We start from the raw sequence: 13888 nt of genomic DNA on the forward strand, positions 1-13888 counted from the left end.
GGTCAGCTTCCCTCGTTGTCTGAAGCGTAGAAGGTATAAGAGAGCGTGATCTCTTTGATGGTGTCGAGCTCTTGGTTGTCGTCAAGCTCGGGGTCGATAAAGAACACAATCGGCATTTCGACGGTTTCGCCGGGCTGCAGCGTCTGCTCGGTGAAGCAGAAGCATTCGATCTTGTTGAAGTAGACGCCTGCCCGTTCGGGCGCGACGTTGAAAATGGCGTGGCCGGTAACCGGCTTGCTCGAATAGTTGGTAGCGACGAAATTGACCGTGTCGACGGCGCCGATCCTGTCGGTGATCGGCTTGGCCGGGGTCACTTTCCAGGCCAGATCGTTGGACACGTTGGAATCGAAGCGCACCTTCATTTCGCGGGCAATAATGCCCTTGGGCGTTTCGGTCGCGACCTGGGTCGTGCCGCCAAAGCCAGTGACCTGACAGAACAGCTGGTAGAGCGGCACCGAAGCATAGGCCAGCCCCACCATGCCCGCAGCGATCACCAGCCCGCCCAGCGCGGTGCGCCGGTTGCGTGTGGTGGTGCGCGTCGCACTATCATGATGGGTCAGATCAGCCATTACATAGCCCGATCAAACAGCGCTGGCCCCATCTTGACGATGGTCAGCGTGTAGAAGGTGATGGCGAACAACGCCAGCGCGATGGCCAGGGCTATCGAACGACGGCGACGGACCTTTGCACGCGCAGCGGCGACCTCGGGGGCCTCGATCTCGACAGCGCGAATTTCGTCGGGTGCACTCATGCCAATACCCCAAAACGCAGCAGCAGATTGTCGACCAGCAGGGCAAAGAACAGAACGAACAGATAGCCCAGCGAATAGTTGAACAGGGCGCGTGCCGATTTGCGCATGGCGACATCCTCGCCGGTGCGCAGCAGGCGCCAGGCAAAGAACAGGAAAGCAGCGCCCGTCGCCACGGCAACAGCGGTATAGACCACGCCGGCAAAGCCCAGCAGGGTTGGCAGCATGGCAGAAAGCGCCAGCAGGATGGTGTAGATGAAGATCTGCACCTTGGTGTGCGCGGCGCCCTTGACGTTGGGCAGCATGGGAATGCCGGCCGCGCCGTAATCGCTTTGCTTGTAGAGCGCCAGCGCCCAGAAATGCGGCGGGGTCCACAGGAAGATGATCATGAACAGCGCGATGCTTTCAACGCTGATCGTGCCGGTTACCGCGGCCCAACCCACCATGGGTGGAAAGGCACCGGCCGCGCCGCCAATCACGATGTTCTGTGGTGTCGAACGCTTGAGCCACATCGTGTAGACGACGGCATAAAAGAAGATGGTGAAGGCCAGCAGGCCGCCGGCAACCCAATTGGTCGCCAGACCCAGCAGGGCCACCGAAAACACCGAGAGCACGACGCCAAAGATCAGGGCTTCGCCGCCGCTGATGCGACCGGCCGGAATGGGCCGGTTGACGGTGCGGCTCATGATGGCGTCGATATCGGCGTCATACCACATATTGAGCGCGCCCGAGGCGCCTGCACCGATGGCGATGCAGACCACGGCGATGACACCAAGCAGCGGATTGATGCCACCGGGGGCAACAACCAGGCCAACAATGGCCGTAAACACTACCAGCTGCATGACATTGGGCTTGAGCAGCGCGAGGTAGTCCTCGACGCGTGCCTCGCCCGTCATGCCGGATAGATGTCTGGTGTCATCCATTAAAGCCACTGGCTTTGCTTTCCTTGGGGTCGTTGATCGGGCCGCGCGAACGCGGCCCGGATGCACTTAGTGCGCGTTGGTCGAGTCGATCTTGGGCAGCGTGGTGAACTGGTGGAACGGTGGAGGCGAGCTCAGCGTCCATTCCAGCGTGGTTGCACCAACACCCCAAGGGTTGTCACCCGCAGGACGCTTCTTCCGGCCTGCTTCCCATGTCGCATAGAAGAAGATGATCATGGCGACGAAGGTGATGTAGTAGCCGAACGAGGAGATGCGGTTGAAGAAGCCGAAGGCATCGGGATAGTCGATGTAACGGCGCGGCATACCGGCAAGGCCCAGGAAGTGCTGCGGGAAGAAGATCAGGTTCACGCCGACGAACATGGTCCAGAAGTGCGCGGCAGCCAGGGTCTCGTTGTACATGTAGCCGAACATCTTGGGATACCAGTAGTACCAGCCAGCGAAGATCGAGAACACGGCACCGAGCGACAGCACGTAGTGGAAGTGAGCAACCACATAGTAGGTGTCGTGCAGGGCACGGTCAGCACCGGCATTGGCCAGCACCACACCGGTCACACCACCAACGGTGAACAGGAAGATGAAGCCGATAGCCCAGAGCATTGGCGACTTGAAGGTGATCGAACCGCCCCACATGGTGGCGATCCACGAGAAAATTTTCACGCCTGTGGGCACCGCGATGACCATGGTGGCCGCCACGAAGTAGCGCTGCACGTCCAGGCTCAGGCCTGTGGTGTACATATGGTGCGCCCACACCACGAAGCCGACAAAGCCAATGGCAACCATGGCGTAGGCCATGGCCATATAGCCGAAGATCGGCTTGCGGCTGAAGGTCGACACGATGTGGCTGACAATGCCGAAGCCCGGCAAAATCATGATGTACACTTCGGGGTGACCGAAGAACCAGAACAGATGCTGGAACAGTACGGGATCGCCGCCCTCGGCAGGCTTGAAGAAGGCAGTGCCGAAATTGCGGTCGGTCAGCAGCATGGTGATGGCGCCGGCCAGCACGGGCAGAGCCAGCAGCAGCAGGAATGCAGTCACCAGAACCGACCAGGCAAACAGCGGCATCTTGTGCAGCGTCATGCCCGGAGCGCGCATGTTGAAGATCGTGGTTATCAGGTTGATCGCGCCCAGAACCGAGCTGACGCCGGCAACGTGGAGCGAGAGAATGGCAAAGTCCATGGCCGGGCCAGGATGGCCGGTGGTGGACAGCGGCGGGTAGACGGTCCAGCCGCCACCAAAGCCCAGAGCGCCGGGGCCAGTGCCTTCAAAGAACAGGCTCATCAGCAGCAGGATGAACGCAGGTGGCAACAGCCAGAACGCGATGTTGTTGATGCGCGGGAACGCGGTATCGGGCGCGCCGATCATCAGCGGCGCGAAATAGTTGGCAAAGCCGCCCATGGTGGCAGGCATGACCACGAAGAACACCATGATCAGCGCATGCGCGGTGGTGAACACGTTGTACATGTGCTTGCCAGCGTCGAGCGCCGCGGCACCCGACGCATCCATGCCATAGACCATGGCCGCAAGGCCGTGGAAAATCTGGATGCCGGGCTCCTGCAATTCCATGCGCATCACGCCGGAGAGCAGACCACCGATAATGCCGGTGAAGATTGCGAACACAAGGTACATCACGCCGATGTCCTTGTGGTTGGTCGAGTAGACCCAGCGACGCCAACCGGTCGGCGTATGCGCGTCGTGTGCGCTATCGTGTCCGGTCGCGTGGGCTTCGAGGTGAGCGGTGTCGGTCATATTCGTTTATCCCCTGACCCGTGGTCTACTGCACTGCTGCAAGCGTTGCGTTGGCGGCGGTGTAGTCACCCCCCTCGAACGCAGTCATGTAAGCAGCGAATTCTTCTTTAGTGACGACGCGAATGGCGATCGGCATGAAGGCGTGGTCCTTGCCGCAAAGCTCGGAACACTGGCCATAGAAAATGCCGGTCTCGCGCGAGTTGAACCAGGTCTCATTGAGGCGACCGGGCACGGCGTCAATCTTGATGCCGAACGATGGGACGGCAAAGGCATGGATGACGCCGAGCGGATCAGCGGTCACCTGCATGCGCACCGTGGTATCGACTGGTACGACAAGCTCATTGTCCACAGCCAGAAGGCGCGGCTGGGCCGGCTTGGTGCCCAGACGATCTTCTTCATTGAGCATCAGCGAGGTGAACTCGATGTCCTGGTCGACATACTGGTAATCCCAGTACCACTGCTGGCCCGTTGCCTTGACGGTCAACTCGGGTGCAGGCACCTCGACTTCGCCGAACGAGAAGATGTTGGAGCCGAGATATTTGCGCTCGCCATCGGGTGTGGTCAGCTGATCGGACAGCACACCGAAGGACGGGATGGCGATGATGATCAGGATCACGATCGGCAGAACGGTCCAGACGATCTCAACCATGGTGTTGTGGGTGAAGCTGGCTGGTGTCGGGTTGCGCTTGGCATTGTAGCGGAAGGCAATCCACAGCAGCAGCGCCAGCACGAAGACGACGATCAGACTGATGGTCCACATCAGAATGCCGTCATGGAAGCTCGTGATCGAGTCCATGATTGGCGTCACTGACCGCTGCAAATGGAACTGCCCTGGCAGTGGATGGCCGGCCGTATAGCCCGCTTCTTCCTGCGCGGCAGCCAGAGCCGGGGCCAGCGCCACTGCGGCAGCTGCGAAAGCGCCCATCTTTCTCAAGAACTGACCGATCACCATAAACCCCTGTATCGACTGCAATTGGCGCATCCGCACCGGGATTGAGTGGCATAACAGCGGCATAGATAACGCCGCCCCGACTCAACCTCGGAGCGAAAAACTCTTCCGGAGACCTAAATCATATTGAAAGGGGCAAGTCCATTGCGGCAACACTGTGTAATGCTGCGTCATATTGCGCGGCGCAGCGCCGGTTTCCGCCTCACCCCTGCCGCAGTTTGCCCGACATATCGTCAGCAAATCCGGGCTTTGGTTGACTTGCGGCATCGCGTAACGGAAACACTTGGAGCCTGAAGCGTGCGCACGATTCGGCAGGAGTATTAAGAGAGTGAAGCGGATTTTGAAGCGTCACCTGGCTGGCATTGGCCTGGCTGTTCTGGCAGTTGCCGCAGGCGGCAGCGCGGTTTTGGGCCAAGGCGTTGTTCGCGCCCAATATGGTGACTGGCAGATGAGCTGCGATACCCCACCGGGTGCCAGCTTTGAGCAATGCGCCATCATCCAGAATGTTCTGGCCGAAGATCAGCCCAATGTCGGTCTGTCCGTCATTATACTGCGCACGGCCGATCGCGAGGCCCGTCTGCTGCGTGTACTGGCACCACTGGGCGTGCTGCTGCCCAATGGTCTTGGCCTGAATGTGGACGGTCAGGACATGGGCCGGGTGGCCTTTGTGCGCTGCCTGCCCAATGGTTGCGTTGCCGAAGTGGTACTGGACGACGACCTGATCGAAACATTGTCCGATGGCAGCAGCGCGATCTTTGTGGTGTTCAAGACCCCCGAAGAGGGCATTGGCATTCCCGTGTCGCTTAACGGCCTCAAAGACGGCTTTGCGCAACTCCCTTGATCCGGAGCGCCACCAATGACTGAAGAACGCCGCGCGACCATTCGGCATCGCACCCTCAAGGGCGGCCGCGTTGTCACCAATGCGGGCTATTCCACCTATGACTGCACGGTGCGCAATCTGTCCGAGGCGGGTGCCCGGCTTCGGGTGGCCAGCATTGTCGGCATTCCCGATGAGTTTGAACTGGCCATGGATGACGGGCGCAAATACGCCTGCCACGTGGTGTGGCGCACCGAAGCCGAACTCGGCGTCAGCTTCAACGTAGCGTAAAAAAAGCCGGACGAGTGCGAGGCACTGTCCGGCAAGTCATCAGGAAACGGGATCGGTGGCAAAACCGACCCGGGAGATGGCACGACGCTCGTAACTGCAATTCGTACCAACCTGGGAACATCGCCCGAACGTATCCGGGCGATGGAAACTTGTTTGCTGCGCCTAGAGGCGTGCGTTGCGGGCGCGGGCAGCGCTGAGCACATGCGCGCCGGCAGGCTGCTTGCGGCTGAGAGCGGTGGTGATATCGTCGCGCGAGATACCGATATCGCTGAGGCGGTCGTGGTCGAGTTCAAGCAGGGCGTACAACGCATTCCGGCGGGTTCGTGCAGCTTTCGCCTTGGCGATCCAGCGCGTGAGCGCGACAAATGGATTGGGCGTGGCGGCCGCAAGTGACCGCTCGCCGGAGAGCGAGATAGCCATGATGTTCTCCAAACATGTGGTTGTGCCGAAGGGAGTTCGGCGGATCCGACACCGTGTGTTCTGGTGCCGATGATCAAGCAGTAGCGCTCTGGACAATTATTCGTCCAACAAATAGATTTCATCTAATTCATCAATTTGAGTTATGTGAGGGCAAAATGGCTGCGCCGCTTGATCTGGACCAGTTGCAGAGCTTTTGCGCGATTGCAGATTGCGGCAGCTTTACCGAGGCGGCCCGCCGCGTGAACAAGACGCAGTCAGCAGTCTCGATGCAGATCAAGCGCCTCGAGGAACGGCTGGGGCAAACCCTGCTGGCGCGCGAGGGTCGCAGCGTCACGCTGACGCTGCATGGCGAGGCGCTCTATGCCCGCGCTCGCAAGATGCTGCGCACCAATGCGGAAATCCTCGACCACTTCTCCGACGGCGTGCTGGCTGGCTCGATCCGGTTCGGCGTGCCCGACGATTATGCCGTGCGGCTGCTGCCGGTGATCCTGTCGAGTTTTCAGCGCACCCACCCCAAGATTGCCGTGGACGTATCCTGCATGGCCTCCGAGCATCTGACCGAAGGCATGCGGGCCGGGCGTTACGATCTGATCGTATTCACCCAGGGCACCGAGCAGAACTATGGCGAGCTGTTCCGCACCGAAAAGATGCACTGGGTGGCCAGCCACGGTGGCCGCGCCTTGGCCAGCGACCCGTTGGCAATCGCCTGTGGTCCGCATTTCTGCATCTGGCGCAAGGATGCCCAGGATGCACTGGACCGGGCGAGCAAGGATTACCGCATCGCCTATACCTCATCAAACGCTACGGCGATCTCAAGTGCGGTGCTGTCGGACCTGGCGATTGGCTTCTTGCCCGAAAGCGCCCTGCAGCCGGGCATGCGGGTGGTCGATGACGATCACGAACTGCCCCATCTGGCCGATGCCCAGATCGCCCTGATGCGGGCCAGCCACGCCTATGGCGGCATTTATGATGCGCTGGCCAATCATATTGTGCAGTCGATGGGCAACCTCGATGCAGCGGCAAGCGACACAGAAGCAGCGGAGTAAGCGCGCCGCACTCTTGACCTGTCGGGGCCGATGTCGCACCAACAGGCCATGGCCGAGACACTCACAAATGCTGCTGAATTCAGCGTCAGCGAAATCGCACAAGCGGTAAAACGCACCGTCGAGGATGAATTCGGCCATGTGCGGGTGCGCGGCGAGATATCAGGCTTTCGCGGACAGCACTCTTCGGGCCATGCCTATTTCACCCTCAAGGATGAGAGCGCCTCAATTGACGCCGTCGTCTGGAAGGGCAATTACGCCAAGCTGACCTTCAAGCCCGAAGAGGGGCTAGAGGTGATCGCCACCGGGCGGCTGACCACCTTCCCGCGTTCCTCCAAATACCAGATCGTCATCGACAATATTGAGCCCGCGGGTGCCGGTGCGCTGATGGCGCTGCTTGAGGAGCGCAAGCGCAAGCTGGCCGCCGAAGGGCTGTTCGCCCGCGAACGCAAACAGTCCCTGCCCTATCTGCCCCGCGTGATCGGTGTGATCACCTCCCCCACGGGCGCGGTGATCCGCGATATCCTGCATCGCCTGGCCGACCGCTTCCCCAGCCATGTCATGGTCTGGCCGGTGCGGGTTCAGGGCGATACCTGCGCCCCCGAAGTGGTCAATGCCATTGAGGGGTTCAACGCCATGGTCGCCGGCGGCGCCATGCCCCGGCCCGATCTGTTGATCGTGGCGCGTGGTGGTGGCTCGATCGAAGACCTGTGGGGCTTTAACGAAGAGGCCGTGGTGCGCGCGGTAGCCGCCAGCACCATCCCGATCATTTCCGCGGTTGGCCACGAAACCGATACCACGCTGATCGACTATGTCTCGGATATGCGGGCGCCAACGCCGACGGCTGCCGCCGAAGCCGCAGTGCCGGTGCGGGCCGAACTGATCGGCTATGTCGATGATCTGGGCGGCCGGCAACGCCAGGCAACGCGCCGGGTAACCGCAACCGCGCGCGACCGTCTGCGTGCGGCCGTGGCCGGGCTGCCCCGCGCCTCCGATCTGGTATCACTGCAACGCCAGCAGCTTGATCACGCGGCCTCGAACCTGCTGGGCAATCTGCGCCATTCGGTACAGTCACTGCGCGTGCGCTATTCGCGCACGGACTCCAAGCTCACGCCGCGTCTGCTGCAAGGCCAGCGCCAGGAAGCCGCCGAAAAGCTGCGCAATCTGTCGCTGCGCGCCAATGCGGGGCTGCGCAAGACGGTGGACCGCACCCGCCTTACTTTTGATCCGCGCGCCGAGCGTCTGGCCGCTTCGGTTTCCCGGCTGATCGAGCGCAAGCATTCCCAGTTCGCCGGCATTGGTCCGAAACTGTCGCCAAGCGCGCTCAAGACCGAATTGCGCCACGCCCACAGCGTGCTGACGCCGCTGACAGCGCGGCTGCGCGCCAGCATGGCGCTCAATCTGGGCGAGGCGCGCGCGGCGCTCACGCAGTCGGACAAGCTGCTCGCCTCGCTGAGCTACAAGAGTGTGCTGGCGCGCGGTTATGCGGTGATCAAGGACGATCAGGGCAATCTGGTGCAGGCCCGGGCCACGCTGTCGCCGGGCGATGCGGTGGCCATCGAATTTGCCGATGGTGAGGTCGGCGCCACAATTGCAGGCAGTCCGGTTATCAAGAAGAAACCACGCGGACAAGTTGACAGCGACACTCAAGAAAGCCTCTTTTGATCGGTATCAATGCTCGCTATATCGAGCGTGGTTAAAGGATTTTCATCATGAACCTTTTTGACAAGGGCTTTGCGCCCACCGAAGCCGTGATCCGCTACCTTGATGGCGACTATGTCGTGCTCAAGCCGGGCACATTTGCCCGCTGCGCCATTACCGGCAAGCCGATCCCGCTCGATGAGCTGTTCTACTGGAATGTTGATCGGCAAGAGGCCTATGCCGATGCCACCGTCGCCAATACGGCGTTCGAACGGTTCGGCCTGGGCGCCTGATGGCTGTGGAAGCGTCACCACACCGTCGTCGTTTCCTGTTCATATCCAACGGCCATGGCGAAGACTGGATCGCCTCAGCCATTGTGGCCCGCCTGCCCAAATCGATCGAGGTCAATGCCTATCCCATGATCGGTGCGGGCAATGCCTATACCGGGGTGTGTCCGATCGTGGGTCCACGCGCCACGCTGGCCTCGGAGGGCTGGCGCAATGTCAAAGGCTCGCTGCAGCGCGACCTGACCAGCGGCGGCCTCAAGACCATCCCGCCGGCATTACGATTTCTGCGCGAGATCCGCGGCAGATATGAGCGCGTCATCATCGTGGGTGATGTCACCGGCGTGCTGGCCGCCTATGCCTGTGGCCTGCGTGATCTGATCTATCTCGATGTCTACAAGACGGGCGCGGCGCGGCTTTACTCAGCGGCCGAACGCTTTGTCATCAAGCGCGCCTGCACCACCGTGTTCTGTCGGGCCGACAATCTGGCGCAGACGCTTGAGCAGGTCGGCGTGGATGCACGCTCGGCCGGCAATGTGATGATGGATACCATTCCCGACGGGGACTATGACGCCCAATCGCGCCGGACAAGGCCATTGGCGGTCACACTGCTGCCCGGCAGCCGCGCATTGACTGCCGAGAGTTTCGAATTGCAGATCGATGCGCTGCGTTCCCTGCCCGCTGATCAGCGCCCCGATATCTTCCTGGCGGTGGCCGGCGGCATCAATATTGACGATCTGGCCAAAAAGACCGGCCTGCGCCGCACCCATATGCTGAGCGCAGAATCCGATGATCTGGGTGAATTGTCCGACGGGACGCTGAGCGTGCACATGGCGCGCGGTGGTGCGATGGGCAATCTGCTGGCGGCATCGGATCTGGTGCTCTCGCAAGCGGGCACGGCGACCGTTCAGGCTCTGGGGCTGGGCAAGCCCGCCATTACCTTCGTCAATCCACGGGATCGACGCTCGCGCTTCAATGATGAGCAGAAACTGTTTGGCGAGGCCCGCACCGTGGTGCCGGCCGAGGCGGCTGCCATCGGGGCCGCGCTGCGTGGCTTGCTCGAAAATGATGAAGAGCGACGGCGCCAGGCGGCGATAGGCCGCCAAAACATTGGCGGCCCCGGTGCGATGCAGGCCATTCTGGAGGCCATTGAGGCCTAGAGAGCTTACTTCTTGTCGGTCTGGGGATCGAGCAGGCGGTGCAGGTGAACGATGAAGTAGCGCGTCTGGGCGCTATCGACCGTCATCTGCGCCTTCTGCTTCCAGGCGACCAGGGCTGCAGCGTAGTTGGGATACAGGCCAACCACGTCCACCTTGTCGAGATCGGCAAAGGTGACGCCCTCAATGCTGGACAGTTCGCCACCGATCACCAGGTGGAGCAATTGTTCGTTGGGGACTTCTTTTTCAGCCATCGGTCAAATCCGTTCATCGGTAGAAGTAGGTTCTGCGGTGAGCGCCTCGTCGGCAGGACAGCCATAGACTTCTATAAGCGCCGCGTGAAGCAGCGGTTTTAGGCTCATGTCGGCAAGTGCCGCAAGCGCCCCGTGACGCACATCTCGTCTGTTAAATTGTGGGAACCCGCTACAGACGTCGGCGACATCCATACCACACTCATCCAGAATGACCGTGGCGGCGGCAATATCCCAATCCTGGCTGCCGCGGCGGCTGGCCACCGCGTCGAGCTTGCCGGTCGCCACCTGGACCAGCCGATAGGCCAGCGAGGGATAGTAAGGGCCACGCGTATAGTTGAGTCCGGCATCCTGCAAATGCTGGTGCACGGCACCGGCAGCCGGAATGACCGGCGGGGAGCCGGGGCGACGGCGGCGCTGGATGGGCTTGCCGTTCAGGCGCGCCCCGCCATCGCGGGTGGCTTCATATAGTTCGTCGCGCATGGGCGCATAGACGACACCTGCCACAGCCACGCCGTCCTCGACCACCGCCAGACACACAGTCCAGCTGTCTTCGCCGCGCAAAAAGCCGCGTGTGCCGTCAATGGGATCAACCACAAAGACGCGTTCGCAATCCAATCGTGAAGGATTATCCGCCGTTTCTTCGCTCAGCCAGCCATAGGTCGGACGCGCCTGGAGCAGTGCGTTGGCCAAATATCGGTCAACAAGGATGTCCGCTTCGCTCACGGGCGAGGCATTTTCCTTGTTCCAGCTCTTCACTTCGCGCCGAAAGAAGCCGCTGGCAATGATGCCCGCTGCTACCGCGGAGGCGCGGAGCAGTTCGAGATCTTCAGCGTAGGTGGTGGGCGGAATGGGCATATTCCGGGCCTTTTAGGCTTGCCCCGGGTTTTGGACAAGGGGCCGCCTGCGCCCGATCACCAGCTTGTCAATTATGGCAGCGTTAACAGGGCGACACCGGGTGGGGTTAACCGGGTCCTACTGGGTGCAACACCCTGCTAACCCTCTCGAAAAACAAGATAAACTTAACCCAACCGATTAAGGGGGCAGGTAAGTCGGCGCGCTATGTTGGGTGCAAGAAAGAGAGCACCAAAAACCAGCTCTCGAAGTTGACAGGAAGGCGAATTCACATGGTTCATGGCGTTGCGATGGAAGGATCGTCGGTCGTTTTGGCATTCGGCAAGCCCGCAGTGGCGGAGCGCCGATTTGTCGCCTCGAACGATAACGGTCCCAAGGATCCGGTTAAAACCGTTACAGTCCGCCGCATGCTCGAGCAGAGCGGTGTGGCAATCAAGATCAAGGTGCCGGTCACCGAGTTCATTGGCGTGGCAGTTGCCACTACCCTCTCGGAAGAGGGTGTTCTGACCAGCTCGATCGAACTGGTGCATTCGGACCATGAGCTGAACTACCGCGTGTTTGAAGAAGAGGGCAATCACAACGTCGTCGCCGAATGGCAGAACTGGGGCAAGAAATTGCGCCTGCCGCTGTTCATCAAGGCCGGCGATGGTGCCTACATGCCCTATAGCCAGCAGGTTGATGGCGTCATGGTTGGCTCAAGCCAGTCGCGCCGCAAGCTGGTTGCCGAGGCGGGCCGTCGCCCCCGTTTCCTCAACCGCCGCAAGCCTGGTCAGGCCGAAGCCTAAGTTTACCGACGCCTCCAAGTGACGTTCAAGAGGGTTGACCGGTGGTGCGGTCAGCCCTTTTGGCGTTTTTGGGCGTTCGTGGATTTGCCTACCAGACCCAGTCAGCCAATAGCGCCAGCGCCAGCGTGATGCCGACATAGTGGTTGGAACAAAACCGGGCCCGCGGATTGTCGTCCACATCGGCGTCCACCGTCTGCACCTGCCAGGCCAGCAGCGCCAGCGCCACCAGCGAGATCACCGCAAACACAATGCCGGCGCCCGCCAGGGTCGCGGCAGCCAGCCACAGCACATAGGCACCAGCGTAGAACCCGGTCACGATGGGCCTTGTCTTGTCGCCGAACAGACGGGCGGTGGATTTGACGCCGATCAGCGCATCGTCCTCGACATCCTGCAGCGCATAGATGGTGTCGTAGCCGATCACCCACAAAATGGTGCCCAGATAAGCCAGCAGCGCCGGCATGGCGAAGCTGCCGGTCTGCGAACTCCAGCCCACCAGCGCGCCATAGGAGAAGGCCAGGCCCAGAAACAGCTGCGGCCACCAGGTAATGCGCTTCATAAAGGGATAGATCGCCACCAGTATCAGGGAAGCGACGCAGGCCCAGACCGTAAAGCGGTTGAACTGGAACAGGATGACCGAGGCCAGCAGAGCCTGGGCAATCAGGAAAGCCAGCGCATCGCGCGCGGTTACCGCGCCCGAAGGGATTGGCCGCGAGCGGGTGCGGGCCACCTGCATGTCGATATCGCGGTCGACAATGTCGTTAAAGGTACAGCCCGCGCCACGCATCAGCACGGCCCCAACCAGCATCAGGATTGCTGCCATCCAGTCAAAGCCGCGCTCCGGTGTGGCAATCGCGGCCAGCCCCAGCCCCCAGGTGCAGGGCCAGAACAGCAGCCAGAAGCCAATGGGCCGGTCCCAGCGCGCCAATCGCGCATAGGGCTTGAGCCATTGCGGCGCATAGCGATCCACCCAATTGTCCGACTGGGCATCAGCAACAGTGCCGGACTGTTCAACATCGGACATGGGCAGGCTCCTTCATCATGTCACGCGGATGGGGACCGGCGACTCTTTGGACCAGTGGTTAGCAGAATTCGCCCCGTCGCTAAAACGGGGCAAGTGTAAAGATGACAATTCGGGGCCAGCGATGCTATCGCTGCGCCATGCCACGCACCCATGCCAGCCTGCCCCGTCTTTATGTTGAACCCGATCTGAGCGCCGGCGCCCAGTTAACGCTGGGCAAGGAGCAGTCGCTCTATCTGGCCGCCGTGCTGCGCAAGAGCGTGGGCGATGAAGTGGTGCTGTTCAATGGTCGCGATGGTGCCTGGTTGTGCCGTCTGATCAGTGATTCCAAAAAATCGGTGCAGCTCGAACTGGTCGAACGGATTGCCGGACAAACCCCGGTTTCCGATCTCTGGTATGGCTTTGCACCGCTCAAGAGCGAACGGCTCGACTACGTCATCCAGAAGGCGGTCGAGATGGGCGTGGGCACCATCCAGCCGGTGATTACCCGCTATACCCAGGTCAATCGCCTCAAGCATGAGCGCATGGTGGCCAATGCCATCGAGGCTGCCGAGCAATGTGAAGTGCTCAGCGTGCCCAGCGTCGAGCCCGAAATGACACTTGAGCGCCTGATCGATGGCTGGCCTGCCGATCGCACATTGATCCTGGCCGATGAGAGCGCCGCATCTTCCTCACCGGTCGAAACCCTTGGCAGCCTGAAGGGGCACAAGGTCGGCATTCTGATTGGGCCCGAGGGTGGGTTTTCCGATGAAGAACGCGCAAAACTGATCGCCCTGCCCTATGTGGTGCCGATCAGTCTGGGCCCGCGCATTCTGCGTGCCGACACCGCTGCGGTGGCTGCCTTGGCGGTAATTCAGGCAATCATCGGTGATTGGCGATAAAAGGCGATTGCTTTGTGCTTGCGCAACGCTATGTTCCGCCCAACATTGACCCCTCCTA

General features: G+C 61.0%; 17 protein-coding genes. 8 read left to right on the forward strand and 9 right to left on the reverse strand.

Features of this window, described 5'->3' with window-relative positions; all coding sequences use genetic code 11:
- Nucleotides 1-2: 2 nt before the first annotated feature.
- The 5 genes from KD146_RS11735 to coxB form a co-directional block, all read right to left on the reverse strand.
- Nucleotides 3-569 carry a cytochrome c oxidase assembly protein gene (locus tag KD146_RS11735; RefSeq protein ID WP_212658847.1) on the reverse strand — a complete coding sequence of 189 codons (567 nt, stop codon included), beginning with the start codon at nt 567-569 and terminating at the stop codon, nt 3-5.
- Nucleotides 569-751 (reverse strand): hypothetical protein, encoded by a 183-nt coding sequence (locus KD146_RS11740; RefSeq protein WP_212658848.1) that lies wholly within the window; start codon nt 749-751, stop codon nt 569-571. The genes KD146_RS11735 and KD146_RS11740 overlap by 1 nt, the downstream gene beginning before the upstream one ends.
- Complete coding sequence (locus KD146_RS11745; protein ID WP_212658849.1) at nt 748-1671, reverse strand: heme o synthase; 924 nt, start codon at nt 1669-1671, stop codon at nt 748-750. The genes KD146_RS11740 and KD146_RS11745 overlap by 4 nt, the downstream gene beginning before the upstream one ends.
- A gap of 66 nt (nt 1672-1737) precedes the next feature.
- Complete coding sequence (gene ctaD / locus KD146_RS11750) at nt 1738-3438, reverse strand: cytochrome c oxidase subunit I (RefSeq protein ID WP_212658850.1); 1701 nt, start codon at nt 3436-3438, stop codon at nt 1738-1740.
- A gap of 25 nt (nt 3439-3463) precedes the next feature.
- Nucleotides 3464-4363, reverse strand: coding sequence for a cytochrome c oxidase subunit II (gene coxB, locus KD146_RS11755; protein WP_212658851.1), 900 nt, complete (start codon nt 4361-4363; stop codon nt 3464-3466).
- Nucleotides 4364-4715: 352 nt separating this feature from the next.
- Between coxB and KD146_RS11760 the strand changes: the two genes are divergently transcribed.
- The gene (locus KD146_RS11760; protein WP_427857071.1) at nt 4716-5228 is read left to right on the forward strand and encodes an invasion associated locus B family protein; all 513 of its coding nucleotides are present in this window, start codon (nt 4716-4718) and stop codon (nt 5226-5228) included.
- A 15-nt stretch (nt 5229-5243) separates the two neighbouring features.
- Nucleotides 5244-5495 (forward strand): PilZ domain-containing protein, encoded by a 252-nt coding sequence (locus tag KD146_RS11765; protein WP_212658852.1) that lies wholly within the window; start codon nt 5244-5246, stop codon nt 5493-5495.
- A gap of 162 nt (nt 5496-5657) precedes the next feature.
- On the opposite strand, the gene KD146_RS11770 is transcribed toward KD146_RS11765, so the two are convergent.
- Nucleotides 5658-5915 (reverse strand): hypothetical protein, encoded by a 258-nt coding sequence (locus tag KD146_RS11770; protein WP_212658853.1) that lies wholly within the window; start codon nt 5913-5915, stop codon nt 5658-5660.
- Between the two features lie 155 nt (nt 5916-6070).
- Here KD146_RS11770 and KD146_RS11775 point away from each other — a divergent pair, with 155 nt between their 5' ends.
- The 4 genes from KD146_RS11775 to KD146_RS11790 are packed head-to-tail and all read left to right on the forward strand — an operon-like array spanning nt 6071 to nt 10043.
- Nucleotides 6071-6961, forward strand: a complete 891-nt coding sequence (locus KD146_RS11775; RefSeq protein ID WP_212658854.1) for a LysR family transcriptional regulator — start codon at nt 6071-6073, stop codon at nt 6959-6961.
- A 48-nt stretch (nt 6962-7009) separates the two neighbouring features.
- Nucleotides 7010-8623 (forward strand): exodeoxyribonuclease VII large subunit, encoded by a 1614-nt coding sequence (gene xseA, locus KD146_RS11780; protein ID WP_212658855.1) that lies wholly within the window; start codon nt 7010-7012, stop codon nt 8621-8623.
- Nucleotides 8624-8670: 47 nt separating this feature from the next.
- Entirely contained in the window at nt 8671-8892 is a 222-nt protein-coding gene (locus KD146_RS11785; protein ID WP_212658856.1) for a DUF2093 domain-containing protein, read from the forward strand.
- Complete coding sequence (locus KD146_RS11790; protein WP_212658857.1) at nt 8892-10043, forward strand: glycosyltransferase family protein; 1152 nt, start codon at nt 8892-8894, stop codon at nt 10041-10043. Before KD146_RS11785 ends, KD146_RS11790 begins: the two co-directional genes overlap by 1 nt.
- Before the next feature lie 5 nt (nt 10044-10048).
- Here KD146_RS11790 and KD146_RS11795 read toward each other — a convergent pair whose 3' ends face one another.
- Entirely contained in the window at nt 10049-10294 is a 246-nt protein-coding gene (locus KD146_RS11795; protein ID WP_212658858.1) for a DUF4170 domain-containing protein, read from the reverse strand.
- Between the two features lie 3 nt (nt 10295-10297).
- Nucleotides 10298-11149: a 3'(2'),5'-bisphosphate nucleotidase CysQ gene (locus KD146_RS11800; protein WP_212658859.1), complete on the reverse strand. Its 852-nt coding sequence runs from the start codon at nt 11147-11149 to the stop codon at nt 10298-10300.
- A 269-nt stretch (nt 11150-11418) separates the two neighbouring features.
- On the opposite strand from KD146_RS11800, the gene KD146_RS11805 reads away from it, so the two are divergent.
- A complete protein-coding gene (locus KD146_RS11805; protein ID WP_212658860.1) occupies nt 11419-11931 on the forward strand; it encodes a DUF6101 family protein in 513 nt (170 codons plus the stop codon).
- 88 nt (nt 11932-12019) lie between these two features.
- Here KD146_RS11805 and ubiA read toward each other — a convergent pair whose 3' ends face one another.
- Nucleotides 12020-12952 carry a 4-hydroxybenzoate octaprenyltransferase gene (gene ubiA / locus KD146_RS11810; protein WP_212658861.1) on the reverse strand — a complete coding sequence of 311 codons (933 nt, stop codon included), beginning with the start codon at nt 12950-12952 and terminating at the stop codon, nt 12020-12022.
- Nucleotides 12953-13089: 137 nt separating this feature from the next.
- On the opposite strand from ubiA, the gene KD146_RS11815 reads away from it, so the two are divergent.
- Complete coding sequence (locus KD146_RS11815) at nt 13090-13830, forward strand: 16S rRNA (uracil(1498)-N(3))-methyltransferase (protein ID WP_212658862.1); 741 nt, start codon at nt 13090-13092, stop codon at nt 13828-13830.
- Nucleotides 13831-13888 lie beyond the last annotated feature (58 nt).

Origin of the sequence: Devosia litorisediminis, assembly GCF_018334155.1 — a bacterium.
GTDB lineage: Bacteria > Pseudomonadota > Alphaproteobacteria > Rhizobiales > Devosiaceae > Devosia > Devosia litorisediminis.

Excerpts from the sequence above, each read along its gene's own strand:
- KD146_RS11770 (WP_212658853.1), bottom strand. The coding sequence starts at position 5,915 with ATGGCTATCTCGCTCTCCGGCGAGCGGTCACTTGCGGCCGCCACGCCC.
- xseA (WP_212658855.1), top strand. The coding sequence starts at position 7,010 with ATGGCCGAGACACTCACAAATGCTGCTGAATTCAGCGTCAGCGAAATC.
- KD146_RS11795 (WP_212658858.1), bottom strand. The coding sequence starts at position 10,294 with ATGGCTGAAAAAGAAGTCCCCAACGAACAATTGCTCCACCTGGTGATC.
- KD146_RS11815 (WP_212658862.1), top strand. The coding sequence starts at position 13,090 with ATGCCACGCACCCATGCCAGCCTGCCCCGTCTTTATGTTGAACCCGAT.
- KD146_RS11790 (WP_212658857.1), top strand. The coding sequence starts at position 8,892 with ATGGCTGTGGAAGCGTCACCACACCGTCGTCGTTTCCTGTTCATATCC.
- KD146_RS11765 (WP_212658852.1), top strand. The coding sequence starts at position 5,244 with ATGACTGAAGAACGCCGCGCGACCATTCGGCATCGCACCCTCAAGGGC.
- ubiA (WP_212658861.1), bottom strand. The coding sequence starts at position 12,952 with ATGTCCGATGTTGAACAGTCCGGCACTGTTGCTGATGCCCAGTCGGAC.
- KD146_RS11800 (WP_212658859.1), bottom strand. The coding sequence starts at position 11,149 with ATGCCCATTCCGCCCACCACCTACGCTGAAGATCTCGAACTGCTCCGC.
- coxB (WP_212658851.1), bottom strand. The coding sequence starts at position 4,363 with ATGGGCGCTTTCGCAGCTGCCGCAGTGGCGCTGGCCCCGGCTCTGGCT.
- KD146_RS11785 (WP_212658856.1), top strand. The coding sequence starts at position 8,671 with ATGAACCTTTTTGACAAGGGCTTTGCGCCCACCGAAGCCGTGATCCGC.
- KD146_RS11775 (WP_212658854.1), top strand. The coding sequence starts at position 6,071 with ATGGCTGCGCCGCTTGATCTGGACCAGTTGCAGAGCTTTTGCGCGATT.
- ctaD (WP_212658850.1), bottom strand. The coding sequence starts at position 3,438 with ATGACCGACACCGCTCACCTCGAAGCCCACGCGACCGGACACGATAGC.
- KD146_RS11805 (WP_212658860.1), top strand. The coding sequence starts at position 11,419 with ATGGTTCATGGCGTTGCGATGGAAGGATCGTCGGTCGTTTTGGCATTC.
- KD146_RS11745 (WP_212658849.1), bottom strand. The coding sequence starts at position 1,671 with ATGGATGACACCAGACATCTATCCGGCATGACGGGCGAGGCACGCGTC.
- KD146_RS11735 (WP_212658847.1), bottom strand. The coding sequence starts at position 569 with ATGGCTGATCTGACCCATCATGATAGTGCGACGCGCACCACCACACGC.
- KD146_RS11740 (WP_212658848.1), bottom strand. The coding sequence starts at position 751 with ATGAGTGCACCCGACGAAATTCGCGCTGTCGAGATCGAGGCCCCCGAG.